Source organism: Streptomyces sp. NPDC087787 (assembly GCF_044743035.1).
Taxonomy (GTDB): domain Bacteria; phylum Actinomycetota; class Actinomycetes; order Streptomycetales; family Streptomycetaceae; genus Streptomyces.
This window is the reverse complement of sequence record NZ_JBIUVQ010000001.1, coordinates 793243-805574: the sequence shown is the minus strand read 5'-3', so window position 1 is coordinate 805574 and position 12332 is coordinate 793243. Positions and strand designations below refer to the sequence as shown.

The 12332-nt window shown below is 73.9% G+C and carries 8 protein-coding genes and 1 riboswitch; of the genes, 5 read left to right on the top strand and 3 right to left on the bottom strand.

The features are described from left to right. Positions 1 to 21 precede the first annotated feature (21 nt). From ACIOWN_RS03705 to ACIOWN_RS03695, 3 genes are all read right to left on the bottom strand, one after another. Positions 22 to 1245, bottom strand: a complete 1224-nt coding sequence (locus ACIOWN_RS03705) for a hypothetical protein (protein ID WP_401980252.1) — start codon at positions 1243 to 1245, stop codon at positions 22 to 24. Between the two features lie 799 nt (positions 1246 to 2044). Next, positions 2045 to 3172, bottom strand: coding sequence for an alpha/beta hydrolase (locus ACIOWN_RS03700; protein WP_401980126.1), 1128 nt, complete (start codon positions 3170 to 3172; stop codon positions 2045 to 2047). A gap of 278 nt (positions 3173 to 3450) precedes the next feature. Then, positions 3451 to 4128: a class II aldolase/adducin family protein gene (locus tag ACIOWN_RS03695; protein WP_401980123.1), complete on the bottom strand. Its 678-nt coding sequence runs from the start codon at positions 4126 to 4128 to the stop codon at positions 3451 to 3453. Between the two features lie 154 nt (positions 4129 to 4282). Here ACIOWN_RS03695 and ACIOWN_RS03690 point away from each other — a divergent pair, with 154 nt between their 5' ends. The 5 genes from ACIOWN_RS03690 (at position 4283) to cobN (ending at position 12302) form a co-directional block, all read left to right on the top strand. Next, the gene (locus ACIOWN_RS03690) at positions 4283 to 5545 is read left to right on the top strand and encodes an inorganic phosphate transporter (RefSeq protein WP_362354993.1); all 1263 of its coding nucleotides are present in this window, start codon (positions 4283 to 4285) and stop codon (positions 5543 to 5545) included. A 33-nt stretch (positions 5546 to 5578) separates the two neighbouring features. After that, positions 5579 to 5803: a hypothetical protein gene (locus ACIOWN_RS03685; RefSeq protein ID WP_362354990.1), complete on the top strand. Its 225-nt coding sequence runs from the start codon at positions 5579 to 5581 to the stop codon at positions 5801 to 5803. A 161-nt stretch (positions 5804 to 5964) separates the two neighbouring features. Next, positions 5965 to 6109: riboswitch (cobalamin riboswitch) on the top strand. A 99-nt stretch (positions 6110 to 6208) separates the two neighbouring features. Continuing rightward, positions 6209 to 7150, top strand: coding sequence for a cobalamin biosynthesis protein (locus ACIOWN_RS03680; protein ID WP_401980120.1), 942 nt, complete (start codon positions 6209 to 6211; stop codon positions 7148 to 7150). Continuing rightward, positions 7147 to 8655: a cobyric acid synthase gene (locus tag ACIOWN_RS03675; protein WP_362354984.1), complete on the top strand. Its 1509-nt coding sequence runs from the start codon at positions 7147 to 7149 to the stop codon at positions 8653 to 8655. Before ACIOWN_RS03680 ends, ACIOWN_RS03675 begins: the two co-directional genes overlap by 4 nt. After that, positions 8652 to 12302 carry a cobaltochelatase subunit CobN gene (gene cobN / locus ACIOWN_RS03670; RefSeq protein ID WP_401980118.1) on the top strand — a complete coding sequence of 1217 codons (3651 nt, stop codon included), beginning with the start codon at positions 8652 to 8654 and terminating at the stop codon, positions 12300 to 12302. Before ACIOWN_RS03675 ends, cobN begins: the two co-directional genes overlap by 4 nt. The last annotated feature ends 30 nt before the right edge of the window (positions 12303 to 12332 follow it).

Here is a 12332-nt window from a genome sequence, read left to right as displayed (position 1 = left end):
CCGCACCGCGGCCCCGGGGGCCTAGTTGCCTCCGGTGTGGACCTGGAAGGCCGCCCGGCGCAGGGCCTTGGCCAGCGCCGGGTCGGGGTGCGCGGCGGCGAGCGCGACCAGCACCTGCACGGTGCGGGGGTGGCCCACGGTGCGCACCTCGTCGAGCAGCATCGGGACGGTCGGCTGCACCGCGGCCTCAAGGTGCCGTACGAGCATCGAGGCCTCGCCGTGGTCGGTGACCGCGGCGGCGGTGTCGACCCACAGCCAGGTGGCCTCCTCGCGGGTGAGCAGCTCGTGGGCGTCCTCCGCGTCGACGCCGTCGTGCTCGGCGAGCCACAGCAGGGCGTACGGCCTGAGCGCCGACTCGGCGAGCACGGCCCGTACGTCGGGCTCGGCGGGCGCGCCGACGACCCGCAGCGCCTCGAAGGCGAGCCCGCGCAGCAGGGCGTCCTCACCGCGGGCGGCGCCCAGCAGCTCGGTGACGGCGCTGCCGACGGGCCGGGCGGCGAGCCAGGCGCGGTACTCGGCCCGGGCCGCGTTGGGCCGCAGCTGGGCGCAGCCGCGGAGCATGTCCTCGGCCGACTGCTCGATGTTCCCGGCGGGGCTCTGCGCGGCCACGCAGATCTGCTCCAGCTTCACCCACACCGCCCAGCTCCCGAGCGGGGTGAGCGTGGCCTGCCCGTCCCCGACGGTCAGCGCCCCCACCGCGGCGAGCGCCCGCAGGGCCCACCCGAGCAGCGGCGCCAGCGGGTCACCCCCGTCGCCGGGCACCGCGGCCCGCGGCCCGGACGGGGAAACGCCGGCATCGGCGTCGGACAGTGACAGGCCGGACTCGGGCGCGACGGCCGTGACCACCGCACCGTCGGTGTCGGAGCCGGCGACGGGCGCGGTGACGGGGGCCACGCGAAGGACGGCCTCGGGGCCGGGGACGGCGCCGGGCTCGGCGGCCGCGTCCGTGGCCGCCGAGGTACCGGACGCGCCAGCACCGTCGAGGTCGGAGACGACGCTCACCCCGGCGGCAGGGGCTGCCACCCGGAGAGCGGGGCCCGGCGCAGGTGTGGCGGGCGCGATGTCCCCGGGCACGGCGCCCTCGGGCGACGGGGCTGCCGCGCCACCGCCGGGGACGGTGACGGCGGCGGGGGCCGCCCGGAGGCCGCTCTCCAGGTCGGGAGCGGCGCCCGGCGCGGGGGCGGGGTCCGTGGCTCCGGGTGCGGGGTCCGGGGTGTAGGAGACCTCGCAGCGGTCGGTGCGCAGTTCCGTGACGCGCTGGCGGAGGAGGTCGAGGAGCTGGTCGACCGGGACGGGGCCGGCGGAGAGCTGGAGGAAGGACAGGACCTGCGGCATGGCCGACACGACCTCGGCGACGGCGGCCGCCTCGTGGCCCTCCGGTTCCGGGCACGCGAGCGACCAGGCGTCGAAGAGGGCCACCCAGCCGCGCAGGACGGCGCTGTCGTCGCGGTCCCAGGCGCGCAGCCGCCAGCCGGGGCGGGCGTTGTCGCCGTGCACCTCGATGAGGCCGGAGAGCCGGGCGGTGTCCCAGTCGGCGCGGACCTGAGCGGCGGTCAGGCCGAGATCGGCGGCCGCCCTCTCGGTGGTCGCGTCGGAGAGGGTGGCCTTGTCGTCGGCGGTCGGCCCCCCGCGGCCGGGCCCGAGGGCGGCGTCCGCCCAGCGGGCGACGCGGGCCGCCCCGGCCAGAAGGGAGCGCGCCGTTCTGGCCAGCACCGCGGGTGCCGGAGTGCCCTCCGGGGGGCGCGGGGCGTGGCGGCGCGGTTGCCGCTGGTTCACGGCTCTGGGGGCGGCGGCCAGGGGTCGTGGGCGGACGATGCGAAGCCTGGAGTCGCGCGGGATACGGGACGTCACGGGTGCAGTCTTCCGGTTGACGGTCCGAAAACCCAAACGGAATGTCACGGCGGGCGATGGAGAAGGCCAAGGGAAGGCCGCGAGGACACCCGGGGGGGCACCTTTCAGCCGGTTCCGGAAGGGTCCCCGGGACCTGGGCGTACTCCGGTCCCCCAGCGGGTGACAGGCGGCGAAACGGAACCGTGCCGCCGCCTCACATCAGCGGCGTGAGGAAGCGCCGCAGGGCCTCCTCGTAGCCCTCGGGGTCGGCGTTCCACATCGCGCCGTGCGGAGCGCTCGGCACCGTGTGCAGCGCGATCAGGTTGGGACGGCGGTCGGCGAGGCGGCGGGAGAGCTGCCAGGGAGCCACCTGGTCGCCCGGGCCGTGGAAGATCAGCGTCGGCATCGTGAGCCCCTCCGGGTCCGTCGCCCCGGCCAGGCGGTCGCCGTACAGACCGGTGCGCCCCTGCGCGGCGCGCACCGCCAGCGGCAGCAGGGGTCCCGGGGTGTGCCGCGCCCGGGCCAGGGCCCGCAGCGTCACCTCCCAGTTGAGCACCGGGGAGTCGAGGACCAGTCCGGTGATCCGGTCGCGCAACGCGGAGCGGGTGGCGGCGCGCAACGCCATCGTGGCCCCGGTGGACCAGCCGTGCAGAACGATCCGCTCGGCCCCGTACCGCACGGCGTAGCGGATCGCCGCGTCCAGGTCCCGCCACTCGGTCTCGCCGAGGTGGTTGAGGCCGTCCGGCGGACGGGGCGCACCGAGGTCGCCGCGGTAGGCGAGGGCGAGCACCGGGAAGTGCCGGCGGTGCAGGAACGCCAGGATGTTCATGGGGAGTTCGCGGGTGCTGCCCAGGCCGTGCGCCGCGATCACCCAGGTCTCGCGCACCCCGGGCACGAACCAGGCGGGCAGGGAGCCGAGTTCGCCCGGTACGTCGACGTCGGCGTGCTCGATGCCGAGGGCGGTGCGCGGGTTGCCGACGTGCAGGTTCGGGGTGAGCCACACCTTGTCGCCGCGGTGCAGGGTGCCGTGGGTGACGCGCTCGAGCCGGCGTACGACGGTGTCGGGCCGGTGCGGGGCGGTGGGCAGGACGGGGCCGACCACCGCGTGGGAGCCGTTGCCCGCCAGGCCGTAGGTGCCCGGGCGCAGGGAGGCGAGGTCACGGGTGAGGCTGATCTGGCCGGCGGCCGTGGCGTGCACGGTGAGCCGGGGTTCGGTGGGCAGGGGCCGGCCCGGGAGCACCTTGAGCGCGGCGTCGCTGGCCAGCCGGCCCGCGGCGACGCTCGCCGCGCCGGCCGCCAGGACAGCGGTGACGGCCGCGGCCGTCGCTTTGACTGTGGGCACGGCTCCAGTGTCCTGGCGCACCCGGTCACCGGCCAGTGGGACGGAGGGTCGGGGTGACATGTCCGCGCGGGTTCCATGAAGAGCGGCGTTCATTCCCGCACGGCCCGCACCGCCCGCACACGCGCTCATTCCCGCACGGCCCGCACCGCCCGCACACGCGGCCACCGTCCCCGGGCCGTCCCGGGCCGTCTCCGGGCCCTCCCCAGGCCTCTCCGCAGCCTCCCGCCCCGGCCCCGGGCCTCAGGTCCCGACTCCGGCCCCGGCTTCCGCTCCCGCGCTCACCCCTGCCCCTGCCCCTGCCCCTGCCCCTGCTGTCCGTACCCCCGCAGCCGCTCCCCCGCCTCCGCAAGTTGCTCCGGCGTCAGCAGAGCCGGTGTCAGGCCGGGGACGCCGGACGCCGCCAGCCACACCCGGCACATCCACTCGAGCTGGGCCGTGCGGTCGTAGGCCTGGTCGAGGGTGGCGCCGTAGGTGACGGTGCCGTGGTTGCGCAGCAGGCAGCCCGTGCGGCCGGCGAGGGCGCGGAGCATGTTCCCGGCCAGCTCCTCGGTGCCGTACGTGGCGTACGGGGCCACGCGGACGGGGCCGCCGAGCGCGCCGGACATGTAGTGGATCAGCGGGAGCTCGGTGACGAGGGTGGAGACGGCCGTCGCGTGCACGGCGTGGGTGTGGACGACGGCGCCCGCGTCGGTGCTGCGGTAGACCGCGAGGTGCATGGGCAGCTCGCTGGTCGGCACCAGGGTGCCGAGCACCTGCCGGCCGTCCAGGCCGACACCGGTGACGTCGTCGTCCGTGAGCCGGTCGTAGGGGATGCCCGAGGGGGTCACCAGGACGGTGTCGCCCACGCGCACGGACACGTTGCCGGAGGTGCCGACGACCAGTCCGTCCGCCACCGTGCGGCGGGCCGCCGCGACCAGCGCCTGCCAGGCGCGCGCCGTCTCCCCGAGTTCGCTCATGTGCCGATCCTGCCAGGACGCCAACCGCGAGCGACCGGTCCTTCCCATGGCACCGCAGGAACAGACACCGCGATGACCGACTCAGTTCATCTTCTGTTCACTCAGGTTACCTACGTTCAACGCGCCAATGACGCTCGAACGATTGCCTGGGTAAATGGAAAGCTTCTCGCTGATCCTCGCGATGGTGGTTGTCACCGCACTCGCGTTCGATTTCACGAACGGTTTCCACGACACCGCGAACGCGATGGCCACGACCATCTCGACCGGTGCACTCAAGCCCAAGGTCGCGGTGACCATGTCCGCCGCGCTGAACCTGGTGGGCGCCTTCCTGTCCGTGGAGGTCGCCAACACGATCTCCAAGGGTCTCGTCAACGAGAACGGCATCCGTCCCGAAGTCATCTTCGCCGCCCTGGTGGGCGCGATCCTCTGGAACCTGCTGACGTGGCTGGTCGGACTCCCCTCCAGCTCCTCGCACGCCCTCATGGGCGGTCTGATCGGCGCCACCATCGCCTCGGCCGGCTTCGGCGCCGTGCACGGCGGCGCCCTGGTCACCAAGGTCCTCATCCCCGCGGTCGCCGCCCCGGTGGTGGCGGGTCTGGCCGCGCTGGTCTCGACCCGGCTGTCGTACGGCATCGGCAACAAGTCGAATTCGCACGGCAAGGCGGCCGAGAAGGGCCACCGTGCCGGACAGATCGCCTCCGCCGGCCTGGTCTCGCTGGCCCACGGCACCAACGACGCGCAGAAGACCATGGGTGTCATCACCCTCGCCCTGGTCGCCGGCGGCGCCCTCGCCCCCGGCTCCAACCCTCCCACCTGGGTCATCCTGTCCGCGGGCCTGGCCATCGCGCTCGGCACCTACATCGGCGGCTGGCGCATCATCCGCACCATGGGCAAGGGCCTGACCGACCTTCAGCCGCAGCAGGGCTTCGCCGCCCAGACCAGCGCGGCCACCGCCATCCTGGCCTCCTCCCACCTCGGCTTCTCCCTGTCCACCACGCACGTCGTCTCCGGTTCGGTGATGGGCGCGGGTCTGGGCCGCAAGGGCGGCGTGGTCCGCTGGTCCACCGCGAGCCGCATGGCCGTCGCCTGGGCCCTCACGCTGCCCGCCGCGGCCCTGGTCGCGGCCGGCGCGGAGGCCGTGACGCGTCTCGGCGACTGGGGCACCTGGCTCGTGGCCGCGTTCCTGGTGGCCTCCAGCGCCGCGATCTGGAAGATCTCCCGCCGCGAGGTCGTCGACCACACCAACGTCAACGGCTCCGAGGAGCCGGTCGGCGTGATCACTCAGGCCATCGCCGCCGTCACCCCGCCTCCGGCCTCCCCGGCGGCCGAGGGGCTCACGGCCACGATCCCCGCCCCGGCATCCGCGTCCACCGCCGACCCCGCGCCCGTGGCGACGCCGCCGGCCGCCGCCGTCTGAGCCGGCGTCACCGGCAGAAGGAAGAGAAGCAGCATGAAGATCGACTGGGCGGCACTCGGCTCCGTCTTCGGCGTCAGCCTCGGCGTCACGGTGGGCCTCGTGGCCCTGTTCACCCTCGGCATCGCCGGGCTCTCCCGCCGCGAGCGGGCCGTGGCCCAGGGCGACGGCGGCGGGGCCCTCGCGGTCACCGGCGCCTACGCCTGCTTCGCCGCGTGCGCCGCCGCCGTGGCCTACGGCATCTACCTGATCGTGGCCTAGCCCGGCCCGGGGCCCGGTACCTCCGGGTCCTGGCCCCGCACGTCACCCGCCCATCCCGGGCCGTCCCCGCGACGTCCCGGGATGGGCGGTTTCGTCGTCCCGTGCGCCCGCGGTGTGTGCCTCATCTCAGTACGCCTGCGCAGGTCAACGGCAGGTTGACGGGTGTTCGCGGTGCGTGGTGGACTTCCGGAGCCAAGTACGGCGGCAGGAGAGGAAGTCCGGTGCGAATCCGGCACGGTCCCGCCACTGTGACCGGGGAAGAACATCCCCGGGAGTCAGGAACTCTCACCGCCGGTCTCGTCGAACCAGGGCGTGGACACCCTGAGTGAGGACATATAGCCATGCGCGGCTGCCGACCGAGGTTCACCAGCGGCTCACCGACCGACCGCACGACCGGCTGACCCGATGGGTGCCGATCGCGTCTTCGCGTACGGCGCCGCTGCCGGCCTCCTCGGTGACGTGCTCCTCGGCGATCCGCGCCGCGGACACCCCGTCGCCGTGTTCGGACGGGCCGCGGGTGCCGTGGAACGCGCGCTGTGGCGGGACCACCGCGGCCGGGGCGCCCTGCACACCGCCGTGTGCGTGGGGGGTGCCGTGGCGTCGGCCGCGCTGGCCGCGTCCGCCGTGCGTTCCTCCCGTACCGCGTCCGTCGCGCTGACCGCCGCCGCCACCTGGGCCGTCGTCGGCGGCACCTCCCTCGCCCGGGAGGCGCGGCAGATCGGGCGCGCCCTGCAAGCCGGGGACGTCGAGGGCGCCCGGGCGCGGCTGCCGCATCTGTGCGGGCGCGATCCGCAGGCGCTGGACGCCGACGGGATCGCCCGGGCCGTCGTCGAGTCCGTCGCCGAGAACACCTCCGACGCGGTGGTGGGCGCGCTGGTGTGGGGCGCCGCCGCCGGAGTGCCGGGGCTCGTCGGCTTCCGCGCCGTCAACACCCTGGACGCCATGGTCGGGCACAAGTCGCCCCGGTACCGCCGCTACGGCTGGGCCTCGGCCCGCCTCGACGACCTCGCCGGCTGGCCGGGGGCACGGCTCACCGCCGCCCTGGCGGCCGTGGCGGGCGACGACCCGCGCGGCGCCGTACGGGCCTGGCGCGCCGACGCCGGCAAGCACCCGAGCCCCAACGCCGGCCCGGTGGAAGCCGCGTTCGCGGGGGCGCTCGGAGTGCGGCTGGGCGGCACGCTCTCGTACGGCGGGCGGGTGGAGCACCGCCCGGTGCTCAACGGCGCCGGACGCGCCGTCAAGCAGGGCGACATCGAGCGCGCGGTACGGCTCTCCCGCCGCGTGGGCTGGCTCGCGCTCGGCGTGTGCGCGGGCGCACGGCTGCTGAAGAGAGGACGGACGTCATGAGGGGCGGTCTGCTCGTCGCCGGCACCACCTCCGACGCCGGGAAGAGCGTCGTCACGGCCGGGATCTGCCGGTGGCTGGTGCGCCAGGGCGTGAAGGTCGCCCCGTTCAAGGCGCAGAACATGTCCCTCAACTCCTTCGTCACCCGGGAGGGCGCCGAGATCGGGCGGGCGCAGGCCATGCAGGCCCAGGCGTGCCGCGTCGAGCCGACCGCGCTGATGAACCCGGTGCTGCTCAAGCCGGGCGGCGAGCAGAGCAGCCAGGTCGTCCTGCTGGGCAGACCGGTGGGCGAGTTGAGCGCCCGCGGCTACCACGGCGGGCGGCAGCAGAAGCTCCTCGGCACCGTCCTCGACTGCCTCGCCGAGCTGCGGGGCACGTACGACGCGGTGATCTGCGAGGGGGCGGGCAGCCCGGCGGAGATCAACCTGCGCCGCACCGACATCGTCAACATGGGCATCGCGCGCGGCGCGCGGCTGCCCGTGCTCGTCGTCGGCGACATCGACCGCGGGGGCGTCTTCGCCTCCTTCTTCGGCACGGTCGCCCTGCTGTCGCCGCGGGACCAGGAACTCGTCGCCGGGTTCCTCGTCAACAAGTTCCGCGGGGACGTCTCGCTGCTCGAACCCGGCCTGGACATGCTGCGCGGGCTCACCGGCCGGCGCACGTACGGCGTGCTGCCGTTCCGGCACGGGCTCGGCATCGACGAGGAGGACGGACTCCGAGTCTCGCTGCGGGGCGCCGTGCGGGAGTCCACCGTGGCGCCGCCGGTCGGCGAGGACGTGCTGCGGGTCGCCGTCTGCGCCGTGCCGCTGATGTCCAACTTCACCGACGTGGACGCGCTCGCCGCCGAACCGGGCGTCGTCGTGCGGTTCGTGGACCGGCCCGAGGAACTGACCGACGCCGACCTCGTCGTCGTGCCCGGCACCCGCGGCACGGTCAGGGCGCTGGAATGGCTGCGGGAGCGCGGCCTCGCACGCGCCCTGGCGAGCAGGGCCGCCGAGGGGCGGCCGGTGCTGGGCGTCTGCGGCGGCTTCCAGATCCTCGGCGAGCACATCGAGGACGACGTGGAGAGCCGGCGCGGACACGTCGACGGACTGGGCCTGCTGCCCGTACGGGTCAGGTTCGCCCGCGAGAAGACCCTCACCCGGCCGGAGGGCGAAGCCCTCGGGGAACGGGTCGAGGGGTACGAGATCCACCACGGGGTCGCCGAAGTCATGGGCGGCGAAGCCTTCCTGGACGGCTGCCGGGTGGGCGCCGTCTGGGGCACGCACTGGCACGGCTCGCTGGAGTCGGACGGCTTCCGCCGGGCCTTCCTGCGCGAGGTGGCGGCCGCCGCGGGCCGCCGTTTCGTGCCTGCCCCCGACACCTCGTTCGCCGCGCTGCGCGAGGAGCAGCTCGACCGGCTCGGCGACCTGATCGAACAGCACGCGGACACGGACGCGCTGTGGCGGCTCATCGAGTCGGGCGCGCCGCAAGGACTGCCTTTCATTCCACCGGGAGCGCCCGCATGAGCACAGTGTTGTTGTTGTCGACCGCCGACACCGATCTGCTCGCCGCCCGAGCCTCGGCCGCCTCCTACCGGATCGGCAACCCGACCCGCGTGGACGTCGGCCAGGAACTTCCGGGGCTGCTCGACGGCGCGGACATCGCCGTCGTACGGCTGCTCGGCGGCAAGCGCGCCTGGGAGGACGGGCTCGCCGCGGTGAAGGCGTCCGGCGTGCCGACCGTGCTGCTCGGTGGAGAGGCCGTGCCGGACGCCGAGTTGATGGCCGAGTCCTCGGTGCCCGCCGGGGTCGTGGCGGAGGCGCTGAAATACCTCGTCGAGGGCGGCCCGGACAACCTGGCGGAACTCGCCCGGTTCCTCTCCGACACGGTGCTGCTGACCGGCGAGGGCTTCGAGGAGCCGCGGCGGATGCCCGAGTACGGCGTCCACGGCGAGCGTGCCCGCCTGGCCGGCCGTCCGACCGTCGGCGTGCTCTTCTACCGCGCCCACGAACTGAGCGGCAACAGCGCGTTCGTGGACACCCTGTGCGACGCGATCGAGGCGCACGGCGCCAACGCCCTTCCCGTCTACTGCGGTTCGCTGCGCGGCGCGGACGCCGGGCTGTACGAGATCCTCGGACGCGCCGACGCCCTGGTCGCCACCGTCCTCGCGGCCGGCGGCACGCACGCCTCGCAGGCCTCCGCGGGCGGCGACGAAGAGGCCTGGGACGTCGGGGCGCTCGCGGACCTGGACATCCCCGTGCTGCAAGGGCTCTGCCTGACCTCATCGCGCACCGCGTGGGACGAGTCCGACGCGGCGCTGTCCCCCATGGACGCGGCCATGCAGGTCGCGATCCCGGAGTTCGACGGGCGGCTGATCACCGTCCCGTTCTCCTTCAAGGAACAGGGCCCGGACGACGTCCCGGTGTACGCGGCCGACCCCGAACGGGCCGCCCGCGTCGCGGGGATCGCCGTACGGCACGCGCGGCTCAGGCACAAGGCCAACGCGGAGAAGCGGATCGCGCTCGTCTTCACCGCGTACCCGACCAAGCACTCACGGGTCGGCAACGCGGTGGGGCTCGACACCCCGGCGTCGGCGGTACGCGTCCTGGACGCGCTGCGGGAGGCGGGGTACGCGGTCGAGGGCTACCCCGACAACGGCGACGAGCTCATCCACCGCCTCATCGAGGCCGGCGGTCACGACGTGGAGTGGCTGACGGAGGACCAGCTGGCCGCCGCACCCGCGCGCGTGCCGCTGGCCGACTACCGGGCCTGGTTCGACACGCTGGACCCGGAGCTGCGGGACGGGATGACGCAGGCGTGGGGCGAGCCCCCGGGCTCCCTGTACGTCGACGGCGACGACATCGTCCTCGCGTCCCTGCGGTTCGGGAACGTGGTCGTCATGATCCAGCCGCCGCGCGGTTTCGGCGAGAACCCGATCGCGATCTACCACGACCCCGACATGCCGCCGTCCCACCACTACATGGCGGCCTACCGGTGGCTGGAGAACTCATTCGGCACCGACGCCGTCGTGCACATGGGCAAGCACGGCACGATGGAGTGGCTGCCCGGCAAGGGCCTCGGGCTCTCGCGCGGGTGCGCGCCGGACGCGGTGCTCGGCGACCTGCCGCTGGTGTACCCCTTCATCGTCAACGACCCCGGCGAGGGCACCCAGGCCAAGCGGCGCGGGCACGCCACGGTCGTCGACCACCTCGTCCCGCCGATGGCACGCGCGGACACGTACGGCGACCTCGCCAAGCTGGAGCAGCTCCTCGACGAGTACGCGCTCGTCTCCGACCTGGACCCGGTGAAGGCGCCCGCCGTGCGCGCCCAGATCTGGACCCTGGTCAAGGCCGCCGAGCTCCACCACGACCTGCGCCTGGACGAGCAGCCGGACGACGACGCGTTCGACGAGTTCGTGATGCACATCGACGGCTATCTGTGCGAGATCAAGGACGTGCAGATCAGGGACGGTCTGCACATCCTCGGCGGCGGCCCGGTCGGCGAGCCGCGGGTGAACCTCGTGCTGGCCGTGCTGCGCGCCTCCCAGGTGTGGGGCGGGCAGGCGAACGCGCTGCCGGGGCTGCGGGCCTGTCTCGCGGAGCACTTCGGCCTGGTGGAGAAGGAGTTGCTGGCCGAGCCGGGCGCTCCGGTGAAGGTGCCGGTGGAGCTGACGGACCTGCTGGAGGGCCCCTCGCGCACGGCGGCGGACGCCATCGACCTGCTGGAGCAGCTGTGCCGGCAGATCGCCGAGAACATGGAGGAGCGCGGCTGGGCGGCCGAAGCGGGTCCGGCGCTCGTACGGGAGGTGCTGGGCTTTGAACTCCCGGACGCCACGGCCGTGCTGGAGTTCGCCTGCACCGAGGTCGTGCCGCGACTGGCCCGTACAACGGACGAGATCGGGCACATCCTGCGGGCGCTGGACGGCGGTTACGTCCCCGCGGGGCCGTCCGGCTCGCCGACCCGGGGCCTGGTCAACGTGCTGCCGACCGGCCGCAACTTCTACTCGGTCGACCCCAAGGCGATCCCGTCCAGACTGAGTTGGGAGGTCGGCCAGTCGCTCGCGGACTCGCTGGTGGCCCGCTGTCTCCAGGACACCGGCACGTACCCGAAGTCGGTCGGTCTGACGGTCTGGGGCACGTCAGCGATGCGCACCCAGGGCGACGACATCGCCGAGATCCTGGCGCTGCTCGGCTGCCGTCCGGTGTGGGACGACGCCTCCCGCCGGGTGACCGGCTTCGAGGTGGTCGGGCTGGAGGAGCTGGGTCGGCCGCGCATCGACGTCACGGTCCGCATCTCGGGCTTCTTCCGGGACGCGTTCCCGCACGTGGTCGCCCTGATCGACGACGCCGTACGGACGGTGGCCGAGCTGGACGAGCCCGCCGACCGGAACTTCGTCAAGGCGCACGCCGACGAGGACACCGCCGAGCACGGCGACCGGCGCCGCGCCACGGCCCGCATCTTCGGCTCCAAGCCGGGCGCGTACGGCGCGGGTCTGCTGCCGCTGATCGACGCGCGCAACTGGCGCAGCGACGCCGATCTGGCCGAGGTGTACGCGGTGTGGGGCGGTTACGCCTACGGGCGCGGCCTCGACGGACGAGCGGCGCGCGGGGACATGGAGACGGCGTTCCGGCGGATCGCGGTGGCGGCGAAGAATGTTGATACGCGTGAACATGACATCGCGGACGCGGATGACTACTTCCAGTACCACGGCGGCATGGTCGCCATGGTGCGGCATCTGACGGGGACGAGCCCCGAGGCATACGTGGGGGATTCCGCCGTTCCCGATCAGGTGCGGACGCGAACGTTGGGTGAGGAGACGCATAGGGTTTTCCGGGCGCGGGTGGTGAATCCCAGGTGGATGTCAGCGATGCGTAAGCATGGCTACAAGGGTGCTTTCGAGATGGCCGCGACTGTTGACTACCTGTTCGGCTACGACGCCACGGCGGGCGTGGTCGACGACTGGATGTACGAGAAGCTGGCGTCCGAGTACGTGTTCTCGCCGGAGAACCAGGACTTCATGCGGAAGTCGAATCCCTGGGCCTTGAGAGGCATCACCGAGCGCTTGCTGGAGGCGGCGGACCGCGGGCTCTGGGCGGAGCCGGACCAGGAAACCCTGGACCGGCTCCGGGCGACCTACCTCAAGCTTGAGGGAGATCTGGAGGGAGACGAGTGATCTCCCTGGAAACCCCCGCGTCGGCGGGGG